23 protein-coding genes are annotated in these 24,553 nt (G+C 71.9%); 11 read left to right on the plus strand and 12 right to left on the minus strand.

Annotation, left to right across the window (positions count from 1 at the left end; all coding sequences use genetic code 11):
* The first annotated feature begins 74 nt into the window (after positions 1-74).
* Positions 75-1,727, plus strand: a complete 1,653-nt coding sequence (locus APR04_RS11360; protein ID WP_253870273.1) for an alpha/beta hydrolase — start codon at positions 75-77, stop codon at positions 1,725-1,727.
* Positions 1,728-1,774: 47 nt separating this feature from the next.
* Here APR04_RS11360 and APR04_RS11365 read toward each other — a convergent pair whose 3' ends face one another.
* Complete coding sequence (locus tag APR04_RS11365) at positions 1,775-2,374, minus strand: hypothetical protein (RefSeq protein ID WP_253870275.1); 600 nt, start codon at positions 2,372-2,374, stop codon at positions 1,775-1,777.
* Between the two features lie 364 nt (positions 2,375-2,738).
* Here APR04_RS11365 and APR04_RS11370 point away from each other — a divergent pair, with 364 nt between their 5' ends.
* A complete protein-coding gene (locus tag APR04_RS11370) occupies positions 2,739-3,215 on the plus strand; it encodes a hypothetical protein (protein ID WP_253870277.1) in 477 nt (158 codons plus the stop codon).
* Here APR04_RS11370 and APR04_RS11375 read toward each other — a convergent pair.
* Both APR04_RS11375 and APR04_RS11380 read right to left on the minus strand, forming a co-directional pair.
* Positions 3,194-4,117 (minus strand): NAD-dependent epimerase/dehydratase family protein, encoded by a 924-nt coding sequence (locus APR04_RS11375; protein ID WP_253870280.1) that lies wholly within the window; start codon positions 4,115-4,117, stop codon positions 3,194-3,196. The two genes, APR04_RS11370 and APR04_RS11375, sit on opposite strands and share 22 nt — an antisense overlap.
* A gap of 1 nt (position 4,118) precedes the next feature.
* Entirely contained in the window at positions 4,119-4,529 is a 411-nt protein-coding gene (locus APR04_RS11380) for a nitroreductase/quinone reductase family protein (RefSeq protein ID WP_253870283.1), read from the minus strand.
* A gap of 266 nt (positions 4,530-4,795) precedes the next feature.
* Between APR04_RS11380 and APR04_RS11385 the strand changes: the two genes are divergently transcribed.
* On the plus strand, positions 4,796-8,791 hold the full coding sequence (locus APR04_RS11385) for a S8 family serine peptidase (protein WP_253870286.1): 3,996 nt from the start codon (positions 4,796-4,798) through the stop codon (positions 8,789-8,791).
* A 1,097-nt stretch (positions 8,792-9,888) separates the two neighbouring features.
* On the opposite strand, the gene APR04_RS11390 is transcribed toward APR04_RS11385, so the two are convergent.
* Positions 9,889-10,617, minus strand: coding sequence for an aminotransferase class IV (locus APR04_RS11390; protein ID WP_253870288.1), 729 nt, complete (start codon positions 10,615-10,617; stop codon positions 9,889-9,891).
* A gap of 107 nt (positions 10,618-10,724) precedes the next feature.
* Between APR04_RS11390 and APR04_RS11395 the strand changes: the two genes are divergently transcribed.
* The gene (locus APR04_RS11395; RefSeq protein WP_253870290.1) at positions 10,725-11,744 is read left to right on the plus strand and encodes a LacI family DNA-binding transcriptional regulator; all 1,020 of its coding nucleotides are present in this window, start codon (positions 10,725-10,727) and stop codon (positions 11,742-11,744) included.
* Positions 11,745-11,774: 30 nt separating this feature from the next.
* Here APR04_RS11395 and APR04_RS11400 read toward each other — a convergent pair whose 3' ends face one another.
* Together APR04_RS11400 and APR04_RS11405 are read right to left on the minus strand one after the other, a co-directional pair.
* Complete coding sequence (locus APR04_RS11400) at positions 11,775-12,419, minus strand: response regulator (protein WP_253870292.1); 645 nt, start codon at positions 12,417-12,419, stop codon at positions 11,775-11,777.
* Positions 12,416-13,567 (minus strand): sensor histidine kinase, encoded by a 1,152-nt coding sequence (locus APR04_RS11405; protein ID WP_253870295.1) that lies wholly within the window; start codon positions 13,565-13,567, stop codon positions 12,416-12,418. Before APR04_RS11405 ends, APR04_RS11400 begins: the two co-directional genes overlap by 4 nt.
* 62 nt (positions 13,568-13,629) lie before the next feature.
* Here APR04_RS11405 and APR04_RS11410 point away from each other — a divergent pair, with 62 nt between their 5' ends.
* A complete protein-coding gene (locus APR04_RS11410) occupies positions 13,630-14,367 on the plus strand; it encodes an ABC transporter ATP-binding protein (protein WP_253870298.1) in 738 nt (245 codons plus the stop codon).
* Positions 14,364-15,131 carry an ABC transporter permease gene (locus tag APR04_RS11415; protein ID WP_253870301.1) on the plus strand — a complete coding sequence of 256 codons (768 nt, stop codon included), beginning with the start codon at positions 14,364-14,366 and terminating at the stop codon, positions 15,129-15,131. Before APR04_RS11410 ends, APR04_RS11415 begins: the two co-directional genes overlap by 4 nt.
* A 23-nt stretch (positions 15,132-15,154) precedes the next feature.
* Here APR04_RS11415 and APR04_RS11420 read toward each other — a convergent pair whose 3' ends face one another.
* Together APR04_RS11420 and APR04_RS11425 are read right to left on the minus strand one after the other, a co-directional pair.
* Positions 15,155-16,051: a helix-turn-helix transcriptional regulator gene (locus APR04_RS11420; RefSeq protein ID WP_253870304.1), complete on the minus strand. Its 897-nt coding sequence runs from the start codon at positions 16,049-16,051 to the stop codon at positions 15,155-15,157.
* Positions 16,048-17,295 (minus strand): multidrug effflux MFS transporter, encoded by a 1,248-nt coding sequence (locus APR04_RS11425; protein WP_253870307.1) that lies wholly within the window; start codon positions 17,293-17,295, stop codon positions 16,048-16,050. The genes APR04_RS11420 and APR04_RS11425 overlap by 4 nt, the downstream gene beginning before the upstream one ends.
* A 101-nt stretch (positions 17,296-17,396) precedes the next feature.
* Here APR04_RS11425 and APR04_RS11430 point away from each other — a divergent pair, with 101 nt between their 5' ends.
* The gene (locus APR04_RS11430; protein ID WP_253870310.1) at positions 17,397-18,290 is read left to right on the plus strand and encodes a helix-turn-helix transcriptional regulator; all 894 of its coding nucleotides are present in this window, start codon (positions 17,397-17,399) and stop codon (positions 18,288-18,290) included.
* A gap of 52 nt (positions 18,291-18,342) precedes the next feature.
* Here the strand turns inward: APR04_RS11430 and APR04_RS11435 are convergent, their stop codons facing one another.
* The gene (locus tag APR04_RS11435) at positions 18,343-19,365 is read right to left on the minus strand and encodes a zinc-dependent alcohol dehydrogenase family protein (protein WP_253870313.1); all 1,023 of its coding nucleotides are present in this window, start codon (positions 19,363-19,365) and stop codon (positions 18,343-18,345) included.
* 179 nt (positions 19,366-19,544) lie between these two features.
* On the opposite strand from APR04_RS11435, the gene APR04_RS11440 reads away from it, so the two are divergent.
* Positions 19,545-20,249 carry a sulfotransferase family protein gene (locus tag APR04_RS11440; protein ID WP_253870316.1) on the plus strand — a complete coding sequence of 235 codons (705 nt, stop codon included), beginning with the start codon at positions 19,545-19,547 and terminating at the stop codon, positions 20,247-20,249.
* A gap of 41 nt (positions 20,250-20,290) precedes the next feature.
* Here APR04_RS11440 and APR04_RS11445 read toward each other — a convergent pair whose 3' ends face one another.
* Positions 20,291-20,632: a type II toxin-antitoxin system prevent-host-death family antitoxin gene (locus tag APR04_RS11445; RefSeq protein ID WP_253870318.1), complete on the minus strand. Its 342-nt coding sequence runs from the start codon at positions 20,630-20,632 to the stop codon at positions 20,291-20,293.
* Positions 20,629-20,973: a glycoside hydrolase family 125 protein gene (locus tag APR04_RS11450; protein ID WP_253870321.1), complete on the minus strand. Its 345-nt coding sequence runs from the start codon at positions 20,971-20,973 to the stop codon at positions 20,629-20,631. Before APR04_RS11450 ends, APR04_RS11445 begins: the two co-directional genes overlap by 4 nt.
* Before the next feature lie 10 nt (positions 20,974-20,983).
* On the opposite strand from APR04_RS11450, the gene APR04_RS11455 reads away from it, so the two are divergent.
* The 3 genes from APR04_RS11455 to APR04_RS11465 all read left to right on the plus strand — a co-directional run bounded on the left by APR04_RS11455 (position 20,984) and on the right by APR04_RS11465 (position 23,530).
* The gene (locus tag APR04_RS11455; protein WP_253870324.1) at positions 20,984-21,427 is read left to right on the plus strand and encodes an amidohydrolase family protein; all 444 of its coding nucleotides are present in this window, start codon (positions 20,984-20,986) and stop codon (positions 21,425-21,427) included.
* A 379-nt stretch (positions 21,428-21,806) separates the two neighbouring features.
* The gene (locus APR04_RS11460) at positions 21,807-22,493 is read left to right on the plus strand and encodes a GntR family transcriptional regulator (protein ID WP_253870326.1); all 687 of its coding nucleotides are present in this window, start codon (positions 21,807-21,809) and stop codon (positions 22,491-22,493) included.
* Positions 22,494-22,495: 2 nt separating this feature from the next.
* Positions 22,496-23,530 (plus strand): 1-aminocyclopropane-1-carboxylate deaminase, encoded by a 1,035-nt coding sequence (locus APR04_RS11465; RefSeq protein ID WP_253870329.1) that lies wholly within the window; start codon positions 22,496-22,498, stop codon positions 23,528-23,530.
* Between the two features lie 21 nt (positions 23,531-23,551).
* On the opposite strand, the gene APR04_RS11470 is transcribed toward APR04_RS11465, so the two are convergent.
* A complete protein-coding gene (locus APR04_RS11470) occupies positions 23,552-24,541 on the minus strand; it encodes a S1C family serine protease (protein WP_253870331.1) in 990 nt (329 codons plus the stop codon).
* Positions 24,542-24,553: the final 12 nt, after the last annotated feature.

The following is a 24,553-nucleotide window of genomic DNA, read 5'->3' on the forward strand; positions in this document are numbered from 1 at the left end:
CTCCGACTTTGGTCGGGAGGTCCGGACCCTTCGGCCGATCCGGCCCACCGGGCGGCCCGCATAACGTCGGCGGCATGCCACTCTCACCCGGACAAGCCCGCCCGTCACCGATCCCCCTCCGGATCGCCGCAGTGCTGGCCGCCGCCGCGCTGGCCCTGACCGGATGCGCCGGCGGGGCAGGTGCCGCGGCGACGGCCGCGGCGGGCAGCCCCGCCGAGCCCCCGGTCCCGACCACGCATGTGCCCACCCCTGACCCCATCGAGTGGGAGGAGTGCGGGCAGGACCTCGACTGTGCCACCGTCGAGGTGCCGCTGGAGTACACCGACCCTGCCGGCGAGCAGATCCCGCTCGCCGTCACCCGCCACCGCGCGACCGGCCCGGAGCAGCGCATCGGCAGCCTGTTCATCAACCCGGGCGGTCCGGGTGTGCCGGCCACCGAGATGGTGCGGTCCATCGACCCGGACAGTGCCACCAGCCCGTTCTCGCCCGACGTCGTGGCCCGGTTCGACGTCGTCGGCATGGACCCGCGCGGTGTCGGTGAGTCGGGCGCCGTGCGCTGTCTCACCGACGAGCAGCGCGCGGAGCAGGCGGCCGAGGACCGCGACCCGAACATTCCCGGTGGGAAGCGGTTCGGGAAGCTGCTCGCCGACGCCAAGACCTTCACTGAGGGCTGCCTGGACCACCAGAGCCCCCAGTTCCTGGCGAGCTTGTCCACCGACAACGTCGCCCGCGACCTGGACCAGGTGCGCGCGGCCCTCGGTGAGGAGCAGATCACCTTCTACGGCGCCTCCTACGGCACGGTGGTCGGCCCGATGTACGCCACGCTGTTCCCCGAGCGGGTGCGACAGATGGTGATCGACGCCCCCGTCGACACCAGCCTGTGGCTCAACGACCCGCTCCGGCTCCTGGACGAGGTCGCCGTGTCCAACGAGGAGACGCTCGACGCGTGGTTCGAGACGTGCCGCGCCGAGGGTGTGGACGTGTGCCCGTTCGGCGACGGCGACCCGGAGGCCGCCTTCGACGCCCTGATCACCGAGCTAGAGGCGGAGCCGCTGCAGGTCCCGCCGACCGAGGGCCTCACACCGGGCGGCACGCTCGACGGCGCCATGACGCTCGAGAGCGTGCGGGCCGCCGCGGGCAACCGCAACCTCTGGCCCCTGCTCACCGCGGGCCTGGCCGCCGCGCAGCAGGGCAACGGCACGCCGCTGCACTACCTGGTCTCCATGGTCACGGTCGCGCCGTTCGGCGGTCCCTTCGCGACGCTCCAGGAACCGCACACCGGCGTCCGCTGCGCCGACTGGCCGGCACTGGACAAGCTGTCCGAGCACCATGCCGCGGCGAAGCGGATCACCGCGCGCGACGATCGCCTGGGGAGCCGTGCCGCCTACAGCGCGCTGAACTGCGCGCTGTGGCCGGTCGAGAACGAGGACCGGTTCACCGGCGAGCTCACGGGCGCCGGCGCCCCGCCGATCCTGGTGGTCGGCGGCCGCCTGGACAACGTCTCCCCGTACCACTGGGCCCAGACCATGACCGAGCGCCTGGAGGACGCCGTGCTGCTCACCCGCGAGGGCGTGGCCCACACCTCCTACCGCACCAGCGGCCCGTGCATCGACGACGCGGTGGACGCGGCGCTGATCGACGGGGTGCTCCCCGCGGACGGCACGGTCTGCGACGTCGCGCCGGCCACCACCCGGCCGCCGTCCGCATCGGCGGGCGCCGGCGAGTAACAGCCGACGGCCCGCGTGCTACCTGTCTCCCCGGCGCCGCAGGAGACCTACCGCCCGCCGGAGATCCCGAACGCCGAGACCACCTCCTGCGTGACGCTGTTCCCGGCGTCGTCCCGGGCGCTCGCCCGGAGCGAGACCAGGTCGGCGCCGCGTGGCGGGATCCGCAGGCGTGCCTCCCAGCGCTCGTCGTCCTTGCGCAGCTTCACCGGCGACCAGGTGGCACCGCCGTCGTAGCTGACCTCCAGCGTCGCCCCGGCCACAGAGCCCGCGCGGGGTGCGCCGGGCACCGTGTACGGCGCCACCGAGAGCGGGACGACGGACCCGGCCCGAACGGTGCCGTCGAGCGCGGTGTCGACGTCGTAGTCGAGCTGGACCAGCGGTAGCGGCGTGCCCGTGTGGCCGGGGACCGCTGCGTCTGCCTGGTCCGCCACGAACGTCTGGACGGCCTGGTCGATGTTCTCCCGGACCAGGGTGTCTCCCTGGTAGAGCCGGGAGGTCACCGGGGTCTCGCCCCAGGGGAAGGACCCGGTGAGGCCGTTCTGGCCGCCCGCCGCGGCGACGTTGACCGCGAACCAGTCGCCACCGTGCCACGGGCCCCAGTAGCCGTCGCCCCGTCCGGGGCGCCGTGACCGGTGCGAACCAGTCACGCACCGTGGTGCTCCGGGGCTCGTAGGCCTGCTGGACACCGCGCTGCTCCCACCCGCTCTCGTGGGTCACACCCTCGTACCAGGTGACGTCGTCATAGGTGGAGACGTAGTCGGTCCGCTCCGTCACGGTGCCCTGCAGGGTGGGCACCCCGAGGCTGGGCGGCCACTGGTAGTCGCGGCAGTCGGAGCGGTTCTCGACGGACCGAGCCGAGCACCGTGGACGCGACGTGCGTTCCGTGGCCCTGGACGTCCCGGTCACGCGTTCGTCCGCCCGCCGGTGATCGTGACCTCCAGCTAGGAGACCTCCGCCGAGGACCAGGCCGCCGCACGGGGCGTGCAGTACCGCGTGGTCGTCGAGCGGGGCATGCTCGAGAGCCAGGCGGTGACGGTCGAGGAGGCCGTCGACGCCACGGAGGCGGGGGAGGAGGTGTGGTTCGTCCAGAGCGTCCCGCTCAAGCTCATCATCATCGACCGCCGCCTCGCCCTCATGCCCCTCACGTCGTCGGGCGACGTCGTCGGCGCCCTGCTGGTGCGGGAGAGCACCCTGCTCGACACCCTGCTCGCACTCTTCGAGAACCTGTGGGACCGGGCGACGCCGCTGCTCCTCGGCACATCCGGGCTGACCGGCGACGTCGCGCACCAGGTCGACGACGACGACAATGCGCGGGTCCTGGGCCTGATGCTCGCCGGTCTCACCGACCAGGCGGTGGCCACGCCGCGCTCAACGGCTGGGTGCGTCCCCGGGCCGGGCGGGGCGAGCAGGATACTGCGGCGGCCGGCAGCCCGGAGCCGGTTCCGTCGCGGGCCTGACCCGTCGGCCTACGGGGCCCCGACCACGTGATGCCGTGCGCGGAACCCGAGCACCCGCTCGGCGGCCGTGAGGTCGTACGGCACCGCGCGTCCCTCGATCGGCCGGCGCACCGGGGTGCTCGGGTGGTACCGCCTCAGCAGGTCGAGGGTGGGCACGGGTACCAGCGTCTCGGGCGCGGCGACGTGGATGACGACGGCGCCGTCGGCGGGACACCCGAGCGCGAGCCACGCCGCCTCCGCCGCGTCCCGGGTCTCCAGGTACGCCCACAGGCTGCGCGCACCGAGGGCAGGGTCCCGGGCGACGGCGTCCGCGTGGTCGCGCAGCCGTTCGTCCATGCCGCCGACGAACGGGAACCGCAGCGCGACGACCGGCATCCCGTAGCGCCGGGCCATCGCGTCCGCAGTCAGCTCGTCCACCCGTTTGGACAGCGCGTACGGGTCGGCGGCCTGGTCCGGGGTGTCGTCGTCGACCGGCACGTGGACCGGGTGCTGCTCGTGAGCCGCGAACGGGATGCCTGAAGCGGCCTGGCTGCTCGCGATCACCGCGCGGCGGACGCCGGCCCGCCCCGCCGCGTCGAGCACGGTGAAGGTCGACAGGGTGTTGGTCCCGAAGACGACCTCCGGCGGGTCGTCGAGGGGCGTCGGGATGGCGGCGAGGTGGATGACGCCGTCGGCCCCCTCCATCGCCCGCGCCGCCACCTCCGGTGACCGGGCGTCGCCCACGACCACGCGGTCCGCGCCGAGATCGCCCGGGTCCTCCAGGACGAGCGCGGTGGCTGCCACCGACTCGCGGGCGAGCACGTCGAGGACCCCGCGGCCGATGCGCCCCGCGGCGCCGGTGACCAGTACTCGCTGATGACGGGTGATGAGGTCTCCCTGGGTCGCGGTCGAGGGTGCGTGGGGAGCGGCCGGCGCCGGCCGCTCCCCGAGCATGTCAGGCCGTCAGGCGGAAGATCGGGAAGGCGCGGCCCTCAGCGGTCTTCTCGTACTCGGCGAACCCGCTGGAGAACGCCTTGAAACGCTCCCACATGGCGTCGCGCTCGTTCCCGGTGAGCTCCTCGACCTTGGTCTGCACCTTCTTGACGGGCTCTCCCGGGATCTCGAGGTCCACCTGCTCGGTGCGGCGCAGGCCGTAGACCCAGGCGGGGTGCTTGGGCGAGCCGCCGGCCGAGCCGACGATGTGCCAGGCGCCGTCGTCGTGGATCGCGGCGAGGGGCGCGATTCGGATGGCGCCGTCCTTCTTCGGCACGTGCACGAGCACGAGCGACTTGCCGAACTGCATGGGCTCGTTGACCTCACCGGCGTTGGCCCGGAAGGTGTCGATGATCTGCTGATTGAAGTCCATGTCCGGAGCAACACGGCAGGTGGCGTGCAGAATTCCGCAGTCCGGGAAGTGGACCAGCACCTGGCCCCCGCCCGGCGAGTCTTTGCCGACTTTCGTTGCACATTTCACCTACCCTCTCCCAGAGTGTGACCTGGCACACGCTCGTGGGCCAGTGGTCGTGCCCCGCACGGGGCGCTTGCACCTCGGAGGCAACAATGCACAGTCGCATGCCACGTCGACGCGCTCCTATCGCTCTCGCAGCGGTCGGAGCGCTTCTGGCAACAGCGGTGAGCGGTACACCTGCGCTCGCGAGTACGCCAGCTCCAGCCGACACACCACCCGCCGTCACCACCGACGTCCCGGAGAACGCGGCGGACAAGATCACGCCCGCCGTGCAGACCCGGCTCGACGCCAAGGAGTCCGCCGACTTCTGGATCCGGTTCGCCGACATGCCCGACCTGGAGCCGGCCAAGGACATCGCTGACTGGGCCGAGCGTGGTCAGTACGTCTACGACGCGCTGACCAGCACGGCGAAGGCGGCACAGGCCGACGTCGTCGCCGACCTCGAGGCCGAGGGCGTTGACTACGAGTCCTACTGGATCAGCAACGCGGTCCTCGTCGAGGACGGCACGGCGGAGCTGGCGAAGCAGGTGGCCGCCAGCAGCGAAGTGAAGCAGGTCCACGAGCGGTTCTCCGCCCAGCCCATCGAGCCGGTCGAGCGCAAGGCACCGACCCGCAACGCGCCGCTCGCCACCGAGTGGGGCCTGGACGCCATCGGCGTCCCGGAGGTGTGGGACCAGGGGTACACGGGTGAGGGCATCACCGTGGCCAACATCGACTCCGGCGTCGACGTCGAGCACCCGGCGCTGCTGCAGCACTACCGCGGCTACCTGGGCTCCGACGGCCTGGACAACGACTACAACTGGTTCGACGCCAGCGGCGCCTGCGACGGAGCCCCCTGCGACGGCGACGCCCACGGCACGCACGTCATGGGCACCATGGTGGGCGACGACGGCGCGGGCAACCAGATCGGTGTCGCACCGGACGCCGACTGGATCGCGGCCAACGGCTGCGCCACCTGCTCCGACGCGGACCTGCTCGCCTCCGGCCAGTGGATCCTCGCGCCGACCCGGGCCGACGGTTCGGACCCCGACCCGGCTCAGCGCCCGCACATCGTGAACAACTCGTGGGGCCAGCAGGCGCCCGGCGCGATCGACGACTTCATGTCCGACGAGATCGCGGCCTGGGAGGCGGCAGGCATCTTCGGCGCGTGGGCGGCGGGCAACGCGGGCGAGGCGGGCTGCCAGTCGACGTCGTCCCCCGGGGCGAACGTGGCCACCTACGCGGCCGGCGCGTTCGGGGAGAGCGGAGACATCGCGGTGTTCTCCTCGCGCGGACCTGGCGCGGACGGCGAGACCAAGCCGAACCTGGCCGCGCCCGGTGACGAGGTGCGGTCCTCCGTGCCCGGCGGCGACTACGCGGAGTTCAGCGGGACGTCCATGGCGTCCCCGCACCTCGCGGGCGCTGTCGCGCTCCTGTGGAGCGCCGCACCGGTCCTGGTCGGCGACATCGAGGCCACCGAGGAGCTCCTGAACCAGACCTCCGCCGACGTGGCCGACGACTCGTGCGGCGGCACCACCGCAGACAACAACGTGTGGGGCGAGGGCAAGCTTGACGTGCCCGCCCTGGTCGGGAACGCGCCGATCGACGGCTACGGCTTCCTCGCGGGCACGGTCACCGGACCGGACGGCGAGCCCGTCGCGGGCGCGCGCGTCACGGCAGGCGAGCGCTCCGACACCGCCGACGCCGAGGGCGCCTACCGCCTGGGTCTGGCGGAGGGCTCGCACGAGCTGACCGTCTCCGCCTTCGGCTTCCTCGACGCGGCCGCGCAGGCCGACATCGTCGAGGGCGAGACCACCACGCTGGACATCTCCCTGGAGGTCGCGCCGACCACGACCGTGAGCGGCACCGTCACCGACGGTTCCGGGCACGGCTGGCCGCTCGACGCCCACGTCACCGTGCAGGGCGCTCCGAGCAGCGTCTCGGCATGGACCGACCCGTTCACGGGTGAGTACTCGTTCGAGGTACCGCAGTCGGCCCCGCACACGCTGGTGGTCGATCCGTCGGTGCTCGGCTACGGGACGCTCACGCAGGTCGTCGAGGTGGGCGCCGGGCCGGCGAGCGCCGACGTCGCGCCGACGGCGCTCAACGAGTGCACGGCTCCCGGCTACGCCCTCGCCGGGGCGGGCGCGGGGGTCGAGGAGTTCGAGTCCGGTGGCGTGCCCGAGGGCTGGACCGTCGAGGACCTCGCGGGCACCGAGCAGGTCTGGACGTTCGACGACGGAGCGGGCGCGGGGAACCAGACCGGCGGTGAGGGGCTGTTCGCCGAGGTGAACAGCGACGCCTACGGTCCGGAGGGGACGCAGGACACGATCCTCACCTCACCTGCCTTCGACCTGAGCGACGTCGAGGCACCGCTCCTGACGTTCGACCAGAGCTACGTCGCGCTGGCCGACTACGCCGACGTCGACCTCAGCCTCGACGGCGGGGAGACGTGGGAGACCGTGCTGCACCAGACCTCCGAGGCAGGGGGCCGCACGGTCGTCGCTCTCGCGGGTGCGGGCGGTCAGTCCGACGTACGGGTCCGGTTCCACTACGGCGACGGCGCGTGGGCCCTGTGGTGGCAGGTGGACAACGTGTCCATCGGTGAGTGCCTGCCCGTCGACGGTGGCCTCGTGGCCGGGTTCGTGAACGACCTCAACACGGGCGACGGCGTGAACGGCGCGACGGCGACCGTCGCTTCCGCGGAGAGCACCAGCTCCGCCGACCTGGAGAACCCCACGGTGGCCACCGGCTACTACTCGCTGTTCACTGCCCGCACGGGCGAGCAGCAGGTCGCCTACACGGCCAAGGACTACGCGGGCACCGAGGCGGCGGTGACCGTCGTCGCCGACGAGATCACCCGGCAGGACGCTGAGCTGGCGGCCCCGCTGCTCACCGTCTCCCCGGAGGACCTGTCGCGGCAGGTGCGGCTGGGCGGCACCAGGTCCGGCAGCTTCACCGTGACGAACGAGGGCACCGCGTCCGCGGACGTCGAGGTGGCTCCCGCGTCGTCCGACTTCGAGATCCTCGGGTCGGCGTCCGGCAGCAGCGTCATCAAGGGCGCCACCGAGGACGTGACCGAGGTGAGCACGGCGTCGTCGTCGGACGCCGAGGGTGCGCGCCGTACGGCCGCGGCGGACGACGGCGACGGCCTGGCCCGGAACGGGAAGCGTCCCGGGGAGACCGTGACGCCGTCGGCCCCGCCGTCCCTCCTCGCGGAGGGGACCACGATCACCCACTCCTCGTCGCAGGACATCACCCTGGACAACTCGGTCGCCTGCGTCGGAAGCCAGACGCAGTGGCTGCGTACGTTCACGCTGGAGGACTTCGAGATCGAGGGCGAGCTCGCCGTGACGAACGTGTCCTTCGGCGTGGAGGTCGCCGGAGCGGACACCGACGTGACCGTCAACCTGTACGAGCTCGACGGGGACTTCGTGTACGAGAACATGACCGAGATCGGCACGGCCGACGTGACCCTCGAGGCACAGGAGCTCACGATGGTGGACGTACCGGTCACCGGCACGGCATCGGGCACGCTCGTGGTCGAGGTCGTCAGCTCCGGCGACTTCTTCATCGGGTCCAACGCCGAGCCGGAGACGGCGCCGTCGTACCTCGCCTCCGAGGAGTGCGGAAACCCGGAGCCCACCGCCGTCGAGGAGCTCGGCTTCCCCGACATGCACACCGTGCTGAACGTGACCGGCCAGACCACGGTCGACGTGCCGTGGCTCGACGTCCAGCCGCCGGCGTTCACGCTGGAGCCGGGCGAGTCCACGAAGGTGTACGTCGACATGGACAGCAGCCGCGTGGACCAGCCGGGGACCTACACCTCGGCCGTCGTGGCCGACGGCAGCACGCCGTACGACGAGCCGCGGGCACAGGTGTCGCTGAAGGTCACCCCGCCCGCGAGCTGGGGCAAGATCGCCGGCACGGTGACGGGCGCTACCTGTGCCGACGAGACGGTCCCGCTCGAGGGTGCCTTCGTGGTCGTCGACGGGTCTGAGTACGACGTCACGCTCGTGACCGGCCCAGAGGGTGGGTACGCCCGCTGGATGGGGGTCTCGAACAACCGGCTGACGCTGCTGAGCTCGGCCAACGGGTACCCGCCGGAGATGAGGTCCGCACGCATCATCAGGGGGCAGACGGTGGTGCACGACTTCGAGCTGAACGAGTTCTGCGGCTAAAGCGTGTTTCAGAAGTCGTACGACTTGTGGAACACCGCCCTTCTCGGGCGTCCAACCCTCAGACCGCGGGTGCGGTCTGAGGGTTGGTTCCCACGTCGTCCAGTCCCCCGCCGCCACGCCCCGGTGGGGTGTGGCGGGTGGGGGTGTCCTGTCGGTAGGCTTTCGGTTCTTCGATCCCTTCCTCTTCCGTGACACCGCTTTGGAGAGGCGCCGTAGACGCGGCAGGCCACGCCGTAGAGCGCATGGGTTGTCCAGCCGGAGCACCTCGATGCCGTTGGAAGTACCGGCGACGGCCAGGGCGTGCAGGCCACGATCCACACCTACCCAGGCCTGCTCGTCGTGCTCCGGGTCGTGTGTTGTTCCGTCCGACTGCGTGGCCCGGTCGCCCGGCTGGGGTGTGTGCCGTGCCGCGGGGTGCAGGTCAGCGGCCTCGACGATGATGGAGATCCACCACCGGTTCGCGCCCCGGGACACCGTGACGAACACAATCCGGGCGCGGTCCTTGGCGATCATCCGGCGTAACCGCCGCGTGTCCTCCCGCAGCCGCAACGTCCCGATCTTCGGCAGGCTCACCGACCTGACGTGCTCCCCATCGCCGACCCGGATACTCGACCGGCCCTTGCTGGCCTTGTTCCGGATGCGGAACGATCCTCCGGTCGGGCTCTTTTTCTTGAAGCGGGGGAACCCGACGCGTGGCCCTTTCCGGGCACCAGCGAGAGATTCAGTGGCCGCATTCAGTCCTCGGCCGAGGTCCACGGCGGCTTCCTCGAACACCTGCGCCAGCACCTCATCACGCCAGACCAGACCCGTCACGTGGACCTGTGTCTGCCCAGCGGCGTCGACCAGGAACCGGCGCCCGGCGGCCTCGGACCGCTTCCACGCGTTGAACGCGTTGATCAGATCAAACCCCGACCACGGCACCCGAACACCCGTGTCCCCGCCGGTCCCCGCCGGTCCCCGGCTGCTCAGCGTCAGGCCCCATCCCTGTCGTTCCTGGCAGCCCGGGGTAGGCCGCCGAGTGTGCGTCCTTGTGCAGGCGCAGGGCTTGATTGAACGCGAACCTCGAGCACCGACGACTTCCGAAGCCCCCACCGCGCTCAGACCCGTTCCCACGGGACGGCCGCGAGGCGCTCGACGAGGCCGGCGAGGAGCGGTCCGGCGTCGGGCAGCCTGACGTGGTCGATCGACGCGACGGCGACGACGCCCAGCGAGCTGACCAGGAAGGCGCCGGCGAATCCCGTGACGTCGTCCGCGCGGACCGGTCGACGGATCGACGGTGTCGTGGCCTCGACCAGCTGCATCGCCGTGCCGTGCAGGTGGGGTGCGTCCGGCCAGACGACGGCGCCGTCGGGCGCGAAGAACCCGAGGTTCGCGGTCGACGACTCGGCGACGGCGCCGTCGGGTGCGGTGAGCAGGGCGTCGTCGTACCCGTCGAGCCGTACCCGGCGAGCCCACTCGAGCTGTGCGAACCCGCCCAGGTGCTTGAGGTGGGCGAACGGGCGCAGGTAGGGGACCGAACGGAGCCGCTGCGGAGTGGCGGGTGGGTAGTGCGGATCGTCGACGGACACGACGATCCGCTCGGCGTCGCGGAGCATCACCCGCACGGAGGCGTCGGCCGTCCCGGCCAGGGCGTGCCGCACCAGGTCGCGCACCCGGTCGCCCGGGAGCGGCCGTCCGAACAGCTCGCGGTGCGCGGCGTCGAGCCGGTCGAGGTGGTTCGTCAGTCCCTGCACCCCGGCGCTGCGCACCTGCATGGCGGTGAAGTGGCCGTAGGTGCTGAACAGCTCAGGCGCCGCTGCTGGGCGGCCGTCGGTCTCGATACGCACCCTGGGACCCTAGTGAACAGCCGCCGGTGTCGCTGACCGGGCCGCCGACCGGGCCGGTCTGCGCAAGATCACCCCGCTCTCGGGCACCGTTCGTGATGAGATGTGATGTGAGCCGGTACAACGATGAAGCAGGCCCCGTCACGATCTATGACGTCGCGCGCCGCGCGAACGTGTCCGTGGCCTCCGTATCCAACTTCCTCAACTGGCCCGAACGAGTCTCCGTGGCGATGAAGGGCCGCATCGGGGAGGCCGTCAGCGAGCTCGGTTTTGTGCCCAGCCTGGCCGCGCGACAGCTGCGGGGCCGGCGGAGCGGGATCGTGGGTGCCTCCTTCGTCAACGCGTCCAATCCCTACTTCGCGGGCATCACCACGGCGGTCGAGAAGCTCACGGCGAACAATGGGCTCGCGGTGGTGGTGGGCAGCTCGCACGAGTCGGCGGCCCACCAGAAGCGTCTTCTCGACCTCTTCGAGCAGCTTCGGTTCGACGGCGTGGTCGTGGCACCGTCCGACGACGACCTCGAGCCGCTGCGCCGGCGGCGCGACCACGGCACCCCGATCGTCCTCGTGGACCACGAGGACCCGGAGCACCGGTTGTCGTCCGTGTCGCTCGAGCACCGGGAGGGTGGCCGGCTCGCCGCACAGCACGTGCTCGACGCCGGACGACGGCGCCTGCTCTTCGCCGCCGGACCCGAGGGGGTGCGGCAGGTCGAGCGCCGCATCGACGGCTGCCGGGACGCCGTGGGGCAGGCGGAGGGCATCTCGCTGGAGGTCGTCCGCGCACCCGACCTCGACGTCGCCGACGGCACCGCCGTGGGACGCCGGATCGCCGAGCTCCCGCCCGCCGAGCGGCCCGACGCCGTCCTGGCGGGCAACGACCTGCACGCGATAGGCATCGTCGCGGCGTTGATGACCGCGGGCGTCCGTGTACCCGACGACGTCGCGGTCGTCGGGTACGACGACATCCCGTTCGCGGCCGTCGCCGCCGTGCCGCTGACGACCGTGCGCCAGCCGATCGCGGAGATCGGGACCGCCGCGGCGCAGCTCCTGGTGGACGAGATCGCGCAGGCGGGCAGGGCGCCCCGCGAGGTCGTCCTGGCGCCCGAGCTGGTGGTGCGCGCCAGCGCCTGACCGGTCGGGCGATCCGGCACCGACGTGTCCTCAACCGAGGATCCCCAGCCGGAGCGCGCGGAGCACGGCGTTGGTGCGGTCCCGGGCCGAGAGCTTGAGCAGGATGGTCGAGACGTGGTTCTTCACCGTGCCCTCGACCAGGGACAGCGCGCGGGAGATCTCGCGGTTCGTGTAGCCCTCCGCCATGAGCCGGAGCACCTCGAGCTCGCGCCCGGTCAGGTCCTGGACGGGTGGCGCGTCGTCACCGGCCGTGGCCGGGAGCGAGCGGATGGCGCGCAGCATCCGGTCGGTGATCGACGGGGCGACCAGCGTCCCGCCGTCGGCCAGGGTGCGCACCGCGCGGGTCAGCTGCTCGACCGTCACGTCCTTGAGGAGGTACCCGCGCGCGCCGGCGCGCAGGGCGTCGAGCACGAGGGTGTCGTCGTCGAAGGTGGTGAGCACGAGAACGGGGATGTCGATGCCGTGCTCGCCGAGCCGGCGGAGGGTCCACAGGCCGTCGTAACGGGGCATCCGGAGGTCGAGCAGGATCACGTCGGGCCGCGTGGCCGTGACGACCTCGAGCGCGGCCTGCCCGTCGTCGGCCTCCCCGACGACGTCGACGGCGGCGATCTCCAGCAGCGTGCGGATGCCGTGCCGCACCAGCGTCTGGTCGTCGACGATGACTACCCGGGTCATGCCGGAACCCTCGCCGTGACCCGGAACCCGTCGCCGCCGTCGAACTCCACGCCGCCGCCGAGCGCCTCGAAACGTTCGGCGAGCCCGCGCAGCCCGTTGCCCGGCACCAGCTCGCGGTACCCGCGGCCGTCGTCGACGGCGGTCAGGACGACGCCGTGCGGGCGTGCGGCCACCTCGATCCACAGCGCCTTGGCGTCGGCGTGCCGCATGGTGTTGGTGGCGATCTCCTGCACCGCCCGCACGAGAGCCGCCGCCTGCTCCTCGTCGACCTGGACGTCGGGCTCGACGTCGACGGTCACTTCAAGGTCGGGCAGGTCGCGCACCACCTGACGGAGGGTCTCGCTCAGGTCCGACGACGCCGTCCGCAGCTCGCTCACCGTCAGGCGCACGTCGGCGAGGAGGTCACGGGCCACCCGGTTCGCACGCTCCACGTGCTCGCGCGCCTGTTCGCCCTCGCGGTGCCTTGCTGCCTCCAGCTCCAGCGTGAGCACGGTGAGCTGGTGGCCGATCAGGTCGTGCAGGTCCCGCGAGATCCGCAGGCGCTCGGCGGTGCGGGCCGACTCGGACAGGAGCGCCGACGCCGCGCGCAGGTCGATGTGCGCCTGGCTCAGCTCCCGGCGCAGCCGCTGCTCGCGGATGAGGGCTGCCGAGCTCAGCATGCTCGCCACCTGGATCAGCAGGTAGAAGCCGAGGGTGATCAGGGCGTCGAGGGGATCTCGGGGCGAGAAGGCCATGACGATCGCGAGGACCGCGGTGTTGAGGCCGACGACGACGAACCCTGCCCAGAGCGGTACGACGTAGACGCTCACGGCAGCGACGATGACGAGCAGGACCGGCAGGAGGCCCAGGTGCGGGGTGGTCAGCACCGCTGCCCAGGAGGCCACGACCGCCGTGGCGTACAGGCAGTTCCGGAGCAGGTCCGCCCGTTCGCGGACGATGGCGAGCAGCAGGGTCACGAACAGGACCACGAACAGCGCGACCCACCAGGGCCGCGGGATGGTCGGGTCCACCGGGCCGAACAGCACTGGTCCGCCCACCGCGACCGCCACGGCCAGCATCACCAGCCCCGACCACTCGTCCGTCCCCAGCCGCCGCATGCGAACCACCCTATGGGCCCGGTGCAGGCCCTGGCCGGTGCCGAAAGTCATGGATCACATCCCTGACCATCGGCACGCGCGGTCGCTGGGACCGCCCGCCTAGCGTCGTCGCCATGACCACTGAAGAGCCGGCGATCCACGCCGAGCACCTGCACAAACGCTATGGCGACAAGATAGCGGTCGACGACGTGAGCCTGCGGATCGACCCCGGCGAGGTTTTCGGCATCCTCGGCACCAACGGTGCGGGCAAGACCACCACCGTCGAGATGATCGCGGGGCTGCGCAAGCCCGACGGCGGGCGCGTCACGCTCCTGGGCCTCGACCCGCGGCACGACCGCGGCAAGGTGCGCCAGGTGCTGGGCGTCCAGCTGCAGCAGGCCTACCTGCACGGCGCGCTCACGGTGGCGGAGCTCATGGGTCTCTACCGCAGCTTCTACCCGGACCCCCGCTCGTCCGGTGAGCTCCTCGAGCTGGTCGGCCTGGAGGAGAAGCGCGGTGTGCGCTTCGAGAAGCTGTCCGGCGGCCAGCAGCAGCGGCTCTCGATCGCCCTGGCCCTCGCCGGGCGTCCCCGCGTGCTGATCCTGGACGAGCTCACCACGGGCCTCGATCCCCGGGCCCGGCGGCAGATGTGGGCGACGATCGAGCACCTCCGCGACGAGGGCGTCACCATCGTGCTCGTCAGCCACGCGATGGAGGAGGTCGAGCGGCTCTGCGACCGCGTGGCGCTGCTCGACGCCGGGCGCGTGCTCGCCGTCGAACCACCGGCCGGCCTGGTCGCGCTGGCGGGCGCGCAGAACCTCGACGACGCGTTCGTCGCCCTCACCGGAAAGCAGCTGGAGGAAGCCGAATGAGCACCGTGATCGAAACCCGCCGACCGGGCGTCAACGCCTGGCTGACCCTCGTCGTGTGCGAGGCCAAGATGGTCGTGCGGGACACGTCCGGGCTGGTGGTTCCGATCCTCCTGCCCCTATTGATCCTCGTGATGAGTGCACCGTCGGCCGGCGACCAGGTGGTGGACGGAGGCCTCACCGCCCTCGAGGTCTACGTCCTGCCGCTGGTGCTGACCATGGTCCTGGCCAGCATCGGCGTCATCAACATGCCCAGCTTCCTCGCCTACTACCGGCGTACCGGCATCCTGCGCCGGCTCGCGGTCACCCCGGCCTCGCCTGCCATGGTCCTGGTCGCCCAGGTCGTCGTGAGCGTGCTGCAGGCCCTCGTCGGGCTCGCGGTAGCGCTGGCCGTGGCGTTCCTTGCCTTCGGCGCGCGTCCCCCGACGGACCTCGGGGCGGCCTTTGCGGTCTACGCGCTCGCGATGGCGGCGATGTACGCCGTCGGGATGATCGTCGCCGCAGTCGCGCCGACGCCGAACTCCGCGGTGGCGATCGGGCTCATCACCTTCTTCGCCCTCGGCGCCCTCGGCGGTATGTTCGGCGGCTCCGGCAGCCTGCCCGACGCCGTCGCGGCGGTCGGCGAACGGCTGCCCTTCGGAGCCGCGGTCGCGGCGCTGTCCGCCGCCTGGGTCGGCGCCGCGGTCGATCCGGCCCACCTCATCAGCCTCGGTGTCGCGACCGTCATCGGAGTCGCGACGGCGGCCCTGCTGTTCCGCTGGGACTGACCGACGCTCAGCGTCCACAACGGTCAGCCGTGCACGGGGTCGACGACGCGGGAGCGCTCGGCCCCCTGGGTGGCGGTCTCCTGCGTGGCGGCCCAGCTCGCGAGCAGTGCGAACTTCTCGGCGGAGTCGGTGTTCGGGGGAGGGCTGTAGGTGACGATCTGCAGCCCTGCCTCACCGGGCATCGCGAAGACGTCGAAGGCGACCGTGATCCGGCCGACCTCGGGGTGGCGGAACGACTTGACCCCCGTGCGGTGCTCGTGGACGTCGTGCCCCGCCCAGTCCGCACGGAACTGCGGGCTGCGGGTGGACAGCTCGCCGATCAGGGCGGTGAGCTCCCGGTTGAGCGGGTCGCGCCCGGCCTCCAGCCGCATGATCGCCGCGGCGGTGCGCCGGGCCGTGGCCCAGTCGACGTAGTAGTCCTCGGCGCGGTGGTCGAGAAAGATGAACCGGGCGACGTTCGGCGTGCCGTCGGTGTCGAAGTGCGGCGCGTACAGGGCCCGGCCCATGAGGTTCGCGGCAATGAGGTCCTGGTTCGAGCTGTGCACGATCGCGGGGATCGTCAGGTTGTCCAGCACGCGCTGCACCGAGGTGCGTACGGACTGCGCGACGGGCTTGCGGTCACGGGCCGCCGCCGTCGCGGGCGCGGTGCGGGCCAGGTCGAAGAGGTACTCGCGTTCAGCGTCGTTCAGCTGGAGGGCCCGCGCGATGGCGCTCAGCACGCTCTCGGACGCCCCGCGGATGTTCCCGCGCTCCAGCCTGGTGTAGTAGTCGGGGCTGACGCCCGCGAGCATCGCGACCTCCTCGCGGCGCAGCCCGGGCACGCGCCGCTCCCCGCCGAAGTCGGGGATGCCCGCCTGCCGCGGGGTGACGTTCGCGCGGCGGGAGACCAGGAACTCCCGCACCTCGTCCTTGGTGCTCATGGATTCCACCGTATGGGTGACCTCGCCGGCGTGGGAGGTTCTGACAGGGGACCCCGGGCGGCCAGCGCGAGGTAGGCCACCGCGGCGAGCACTATCGATGCGGTGGTCACGATGCCGAGGGGGAGGATCGTCGCCGCGCCGGCGACGCCGACCAGTGGCGCGGTGACGCCGCCGAACCCGAACCTGACCATGCCCAGCAGCGACGAGGCGGTGCCGGCCAGGTGCGGGTACTCGACCAGCGCGAGCGTCGTCGCCGGGGGCGAGGTGATCGCGACGCCGCTGGCCAGCGCCAGGAGCGACACGATCACGACCCACAGCGGCATGGTGGTCAGGCCGGCCGCGAGCAGGCCGAGGGCGCCAAGACCCGCCACGACGATGCCGAGCGTGAGCGTCCCGGCCAGGCTCCACCGCTCGGCGGCGCGGCCTGCGAGGTATCCGAAGAGCATGAAACCGGCCGAGTTGAGGCCGAACGCGAGGGCGTAGCCCTGCGGGGAGAGCCCGTAGACGCCCTGCAGCACGAAGGTCGAACCCGAGAGGTACGCGAACAGTGCCGCGTACATGAAGCCCTGGCTCAGCACCGCGCCCAGGAACACGCGGTCGGCCAGCAGCACCCGGAAGTCCCGCCCGGTCTGCGCGAACCCGCCCGTGGTGCGGCGCTCGACGGGCAGGGTCTCGGGGAACGCCATGGCTGCGGTCATCAGGAGCACGGCCCCCACGACGGCGAGGAAGACGAACAGGCCGCGCCAGTCGGTGAACGTGTTCAGCTGGCCACCCAGCAGCGGGCCGACGACGGCGGCGAGCCCGCCGACCACGGTCAGCCGTCCGTAGAACCAGATCAGCGCACTGCCGGAGAAGACGTCCCGCCCGGCGGCCTGGGCGATGACGATCCCGACCCCGCCGGCGAGGCCCTGCACCAGCCGCGCGACGATCAGCAGGTCCACGGTGGGGCTGACGGCGCACAGGGCCGACGTCGCGACGTATGCGGCGACGCCGACCAGGAGGATCCCGCGTCGCCCGAACCGGTCGGACAACGGCCCGGCGACCAGCTGCCCGACCGCGAGACCGACGAGGCAGGCGGTCACGGTCAGCTGCGCGACCGACGTCGCCGCGCCGAGCTCGGCGGTCAGCGCAGGGAGCGCCGGCAGGTACAGGTCCATGGAGATCGGCCCGAACACGGTCAGCAGCAACAGCAGGGTGGGCAGGAAGCGGCTGAACCGGGTTCGCGTCGAGGGGGTATCAAGCATGGTTCCGAGCCTCCACGACCGCGCCGGGCGGCGGGAGTCCCCGACGAGGGGTGTACCGCCAGGGCACCTCTCGTCGCGATGGCGCGGCATAGCCTGGCTGGATGGACAACCGAGCCGAGGTGCGTGAGTTCCTCATGTCGCGCCGTGCGAAGGTCACGCCGGAGGCGGCGGGTCTGCCGGCGGGGTTGAGCACTCGCCGGGTGCCGGGGCTGCGGCGTAGCGAGGTCGCGATGCTCGCCGGGGTGAGCGTCGAGTACTACGCGAAGCTGGAGCGGGGCGCGATCGGCGGGGCGTCCGCGTCGGTGCTGGACGCGGTGGCGAACGCGCTGGCGCTCGACGACGCGGAGCGGGCTCACCTGCTGGACCTGGCGCGTGCCGCGGACGGCATCCCCACCTCTGGCCGGGGCCGTGGCCGTCCGGCCAGGCCGTCGGCACCCAGGGTGAGCCTGGAGTGGGTGATGACGGCGATCACGGGCGCTGTCGCGGTCGTCCGGGACCCGCGACAGAACCTCCTGGCCTTCAATGCGTTGGGCCGGGCGTTCTACTCGCCCTTGATCGGCGATGGTGGCCGGACCCCGAACTTCGCCAGGTTCCAGTTCCTCGATCCGGCGGCCGAGGACTTCTATCCGGACTGGGACGTGTTCGCGAACATGTGCGTGGCGGTCATGCGTGCCGAGGCCGGGCGCAACCCGCACGACAGGGGTCTGCAGGACCTGGTCGGTGAGCTGTCCACGCGGAGCGACGTCTTCCGCACCCTGTGGGCGGGGCACGACGTCCGTACCCATGGGGCGGGCACCAAGCGCTTCCGGCACCCCGTCGTCGGTGAGGTGGTGCTCTCCTACGAAGAGCTCGCGATCACGGCCGAGCCGGGGAACGTGCTGCTGGTCTACACCGCGGAACCCGGGTCGCCGTCGGCCGAGCGGCTGGGGCTCCTGGCGTCGTGGAGCGCCGATGCCGCTGCCGATGCCGTCGCTGCCGACGGCCGACGGCGGTGAGACCCGCTCCCCGCCGTCGGCCGGATGGCTCGAGCGCGTTCCGGGCGGGGCCTCAGAGAGTGAGCAACACCTTCGTCGCGCGGCGCTCGTCCATCGCCCGGTATCCCTCGGCCGCCTCGTCGAGCGGCAGGGTGAGGTCGAAGACCTTCCCCGGGTCGATGGTGCGGTCCCAGATGAGCTGGATCAGCTCGGGCAGGAACCGGCGCACCGGCGCGGGGCCGCCGTGCAGGTGCACGCTCGTGAAGAACAGGTCTAGCCCGTTGAGCTCCACGCCGTGCGTGACGCCGACGTAGCCGACATAACCGCCGGGCCGGGCCGAGTGGATGGCCTGCCACATCGACTCCTGCGTGCCCACCGCCTCGACGACGCCGTGGGCGCCGTACCCGCCGGTGAGCTCCTTGACCTTCGCCGCGCCGGCGTCACCGCGCTCCTCGATGATGTCGGTCGCGCCGAACTCGCGGGCCAGGGCCTGCCGCTCGGGGTGGCGGCTGAACGCGATGATGCGCTCCGCGCCGAGCTGCTTCGCGGCCAGCACTGCCGAGAGGCCCACGGCGCCGTCACCGACCACCGCGATGGTCTTGCCGGGACCGGCCTCGGCGGCCACGGCGGCGAACCAGCCGGTGCCCAGCACGTCGGAGGCGGCCAGCAGCGACGGGACGAGGTCGGCGTCGGGCGGGCCGGGCGTGGCGACGAGGGTGCCGTCGGCCAGCGGGATGCGGGCGAGCTCGGCCTGAGTGCCCACCGATCCCATCATCACGTTGTGGATGCAGCGGGACTGGTAGCCCGCCTGGCAGATCTCGCAGGTGTTGTCCGAGGCCACGAACGAGCCGACGACGTAGTCGCCGACCTTGATGTTCCGCACCTCGTCACCGACCCGCTCGACGATGCCGATGTACTCGTGGCCCATCGGGGTGGGGCCGGTCAGGGCTTCGATCCCGCGGTAGGGCCACAGGTCGGACCCGCAGATGCAGGCGGCGGTCACCCGGATCACCGCGTCGGTCGGCTCGATGATCTTCGCGTCCTCGCGCTCCTCGACGCGAACGTCGCCGGGCGCGTACATGACAACTCCACGCATGGGTGTCTCTCCTTGCTTCGTGCCAGTGCCGAGCAGTACGACACGGGCTCAGTGCTCCTATCGGAACCCATCCAACGCCCGCCCGCCTCCGGGGTGGGAGGCCCGGCCAGTACCCCTCAGTGCATAGGATCCAGGCGATCGACTCGGTGAAAGACCACGACGAATCGGGAGCCTCACGTATGAAGATCATCGGCGCCGGCCTGCCCCGCACGGGTACGAGCTCGCTCAAGTCAGCGTTGGAACGACTCGGCTTCGGGCCCACGTACCACATGTTCGAGCTGATGCAGAATCCCGAGCACGCCGAGCGATGGCGTCCGGTGCTGAGCGGCGAGCCCGCGGACTGGGACCACGTCTTCGCCGGGTACGACTCGGCGGTGGACTTTCCCGCCTCCGTCTACTGGCGGGAGCTGGCCGAGTCCTATCCCGAGGCCAAGGTCATCCTCACGGTGCGTGATCCACGCCGCTGGCACGCGAGCATCAGCAGCATGGCGCAGCCCGACGACGCCACCGGCGAAACCAGGTTGCCAGTCCTCGAACGGATGCCGGAACGGATGCGGAAGGTCTTCGAGGTGATGCCGCTGATGGACGAGGCAGCCCAGCGGATGCTCGGGGACGGCTTCTCCATCGGCAGCCCGATGGAGGAGGAGACGGCGGTCGAGATCTTCGAGCGGCACATCGCGACCGTGCGCTCGGCCCTGCCCGCGGAACGGCTCCTGGTCTTCCAGGCCAGCGACGGCTGGGGCCCGCTGTGCGAGTTCCTCGGCGTCGAGGCTCCGCTCGACGAGCCCTACCCGCACCTGAACGACGCCGAGACGCTCAAGCGGATGTTCTCGACTCTGCTTGAGTCGGACGAGCTGGTCACGCCGTTCGAAGCCAGGAGCTAGGCCTCGACCCGGACGCTGGACCCTGCGGTGCGCTCCTGGGACTACCAGGCGGTGCGCACCGCGGGGAGGGTGTCGAATGCGGGGTCCCTGGTCACGAGGACCACGTTCTCGACGACTGCCTGGGCGGCGAGCAATCGATCGAACGGATCTCGATGGGCCCACTCCCATGCGGCGAGCTCCTCGTCGTCGATCGGCTCGAAGAAGAACCCGTCCGGGATGGCGACCGGCACGGTGCCGAACGTGCGCTGAGCAACGGGCTCCACCGGGACCAGGCGGACAGCGGGCTTGCCGGAGCGTGCGACGACGATTTCTTCGCCGTGCTGGGCGCGGGAGATCAGCCGGGAGAGGTGCGTTTTTGCTTCCTGGACGTTCACGACGGTCATAGGTTCATGGTCGCCTGGATACCTGGTCTGGTCACGATGACCAGACCAACCGCCGGGGCTGGTCGGGCGGAGCTCCGGGGTGGGCCGACGGCGGCCGCCTCGGCGGCGACGGTGAGCGCGAGCTCGCAGAACATCGAGTCGGCCCACGAGAACCACGGGCGCGAGAACGTGGTGGGGTCCGACGCGTCGAACGCCTCGACCGCGAGCGCGATCGGCCAGACGCGGCCAGGCAGGGTGTGCGGGCTGCCGATGCCGCTCGCCGCCGTGCCGCTGAAGTAGTACGGGTTGGCGGGGCTCAGCACGACGTCGCGGGTCTTGCGCCACACGGCCTCGTCGAACACGTCGGGCGCGATGAGCGGGCGCGGAGAAGCGGGGCCGGATCGCGCACCAGGTCGAGGCGGACGGCAGCGACGGCGGCGGCCGCCGGCCGAGGTCTTCTTCGACCTGCTGGTCGCCGACCGGCTCCGCACGAGCATCCTGCAGCACGTCGGCGACGAGCAGAACGTCCGCGAGGAGGGCGTGCTGTCCCTCGCGGAGATGATCGTCCACCTCGCTGCGCGGCCTGCCGCACGGCTCGGCCTGCACGACAGGGGCCGAATCGTCGAGGGCTTCGTGGCCGACGTCGTCGTCTTCGATCCCGCGACCGTCGCCGACCGCGCGACGCCGGACGAGCCGCGGCTGACGGCCGCGGGCATCCCGTGGGTCCTGGTGGGCGGGACCCCCATGATCGAGGACGGCGAGCGCACCGGCTCGCGGCCCGGCAGGGCGCTGCGGCACGGCTCGCGGTCGCGCTGACAGGGCGGCTGGTTCGTTGGGCTCCGCGGTGGTCGTGGTGACGGGGGCGGCGTGGTTCGTTGGGCTTCGCGGTGATCGCGCTGACTGGGACGGCGCCATTGGCTGGGCCTCGCCGCGGTCGACCGACGCCTGTGGCGGGTGCCAGCTGGGCTGAACTTCGTTCACGTGGGCCCCGCATGGTTCACGTCTGCTGAATTGTTCGGCACAGCACGCATCGGCAGGGCTGAGATGAACGAAGTTCAGCCCAGCCGGCACCTCGCCAAGGGTCGTGGTGCACTCGGGCGCTCGGTCCGTGCATGGACCTGTCCATGTCAGAACGCGGCACCCTTGTCGGTGCTCTGCCTTGCCAGAGCACGGCAGGTCATATGTAATATATCGCATGCCCATCCCCGCGAACGCGTCCCCGATCGGCCGCCGTCTGCTGCGTGACGACGTCTACGCCCGCCTCCGCGACGCCATCGTCGACGGCAGCTTGGCGCCGGGCGAGCAGCTGCGCGACGGCGACCTCGCGGCCTGGCTCGGTGTGAGCCGCACGCCGGTGCGCGAGGCGCTGCTGCGCCTGGCCGAGGCCGGACTGGTCGTCGCGCGCCCCGGCAGCTCGACGACCGTGAGCTCGCTGGACCTGCGGGACGTGCGCGGCGCGCGCGACGTCGTCGCCGCGATGCACGAGGTCGCCGTACGGGAGGCGGTGCGGAGCCTCACGGAGGCCGACCTCGAGGCGATGCGTGCGGCCAACCGCGAGTTCCGCGCGGCGATCGAGGCGGGCGACGTCGAGGCGGCGCTCCGTGCCGACGACGCGCTGCACGACGTGCCGGTGGCCGTGGCGGCGAACCGGGCCCTGGCGTCCGTGCTCGACCAGTTCACACCGGTGCTGCGCCGCGCGGAACGTCTGCGGTTCTCCTCGCTGGGCGGTCGCGCGTCGTTCGCCCGGCACGACGAGCTGATCCGGCTGTGTGCCGCCGGGGACGCGGACAGGGCGGCGGCCGTCGCCTTCGACACCTGGTACACCCTGCCCACCGACGAGCCCACCGACCCGCCCGCCGACATGCCCGCCGACGAGGAGTAACCATGGCCCTGTCCGACTTCCCCCGCTACCCGCTGACCTTCGGGCCGAGCCCGGTCCACCCGCTGCCGCGGCTCACCGCCCACCTCGGCGGTGCCGCGGTCTGGGCCAAGCGCGAGGACTGCAACGCGGGCCTCGCCTACGGCGGCAACAAGACCCGCAAGCTGGAGTACATCGTCCCCGACGCCCTCGCGCAGGGCGCCGACACGCTCGTGTCGATCGGCGGGTACCAGTCCAACCACACGCGCCAGGTCGCCGCCGTCGCCGCGTCGCTGGGCCTGAAGGCGGTGCTGGTGCAGGAGAACTGGGTCGACTGGCCGGACTCCGTCGCCGACCGCGTCGGCAACATCATGCTCAGCCGGATCATGGGCGCCGAGGTGCGGCTCGACCCGGCCGGCTTCGGCATCGGGTTCAAGGACTCCTGGACGCGCGCGATCGACGAGGTCAAGGAGCGTGGCGGTACGCCGTATGCGATCCCGGCGGGCGCGTCCGACCACCGCCTCGGCGGGCTCGGGTTCGCCCACTGGGCGTACGAGGTCCAGCAGCAGGAGCGCGAGCTGGGCGTCTTCTTCGACACGATCGTCGTCTGCGCGGTCACCGGGTCTACCCACGCGGGCATGATCGCCGGGTTCGCCGCGCTGGAGGAGGCCGGTGGCCGGCCGCGCCGAGTGATCGGGATCGACGCGAGCGCGAAGCTGGACGAGACGCGCGACCAGGTGGCCCGGATCGCGCGTGCAACGGCCGAGCTCATCGGCGTCGAGCGGCTGCTGCGCGACGACGAGATCACCGTGCTGCCCGGCTGGGCCGGGGACAAGTACGGGATTCCGGTGGAGTCGACGCTCGACGCGATCCGGCTCACCGGCCGGCTCGAGGGCGTCATCATCGACCCGGTCTACGAGGGCAAGTCGATGGCTGGCCTGATCGACCTCGTCACCAGCGGTGAGATCCCCGCCGACGCCCAGGTGCTCTACGCGCACCTGGGCGGCCAACCGGCCCTGAACGCCTACAGCGGCCTGTTCACGGAGACCTGGGCCGGCTGATGCTCCTGGGCCGACCTCGGGTCACGCCCTCGCGATGATGCGGCCGGCGACCTCCGCCGCGCGGTCGATCGGCACGGCGAACCCGATCCCGATGTTCCCCGAGTCGCCGACCGTCGCGATGGCGGTGTTGATGCCGACCACCTGACCGCGCAGGTCGACCAACGGCCCGCCCGAGTTGCCCTGGTTGATCGACGCGTCGGTCTGGATCATCGGCCCGGGGTAGTCGCCGGAGCTGCGGTCGACGGCGCTGACGACGCCCGCCGTGACGCTGCCAGTCAGCCCGAGCGGCGAGCCGACGGCGATGACCGGCTGGCCGATCCGCAGCGCGGAGCTGCGGCCAAGGGCCGCGGCCGGAGTGTTGCCGAGGTCGGCCTCGATCACGGCGATGTCGTTGCGCTCGTCGGCGCCGAGCACGCGCCCGGTGACCGAGCGCCCGTCATCGAGCAGCAGCTCGACCGTCGAGGCGCCGACGACGACGTGCCCGTTGGTCACCACGTGGCTGCCGTCGATGATCACGCCCGACCCACCTCGGGACCCGGCCCGGACCTGCACGACGCTCGGCAGGGCACGCTGGGCGGCGCTCGCCGTCGTCGTGCCAGTGCCCTGGCCTACGGCTGCCGGTGGCGCGTGGGCCTGCTCCGGGGCGGTAGCCAGGCCGGTGACAAGGCCCGTCGTGGCCGATCCGAGCAGCGCACCCAGGGCCAGGGCGGTGGCCATGGTCAGCAGAGGCCGCGGACGGCGCAGCCGAACGGCGTCGCGCGGGGGCACGGGATCGGGCGGCAGGCCGAGCGGGTGGACCGGGCCGGACGCAGCAGCGGGCGGGAGCAGCCGGCTGCGGACCGGCTCCGGCTCGGGCGGCCGCGGAGCGACGGGTTCGCCGAGGACGAAGTGGCGCGGCCCGGCGGGCCGACCCAGGTCGACCGGAGCACGGTTGCCGCTCAGGGCACCACGGTCGGCCGGAGAGCCGACGCCGGTCGGGTAGCCGTTGAGGTGGGGGTCGGGGTTCGACAAGGGAACACTCCT

It is taken from the genome of Promicromonospora umidemergens (assembly GCF_024171995.1).
Taxonomy (GTDB): Bacteria; Actinomycetota; Actinomycetes; order Actinomycetales; family Cellulomonadaceae; genus Promicromonospora; species Promicromonospora umidemergens.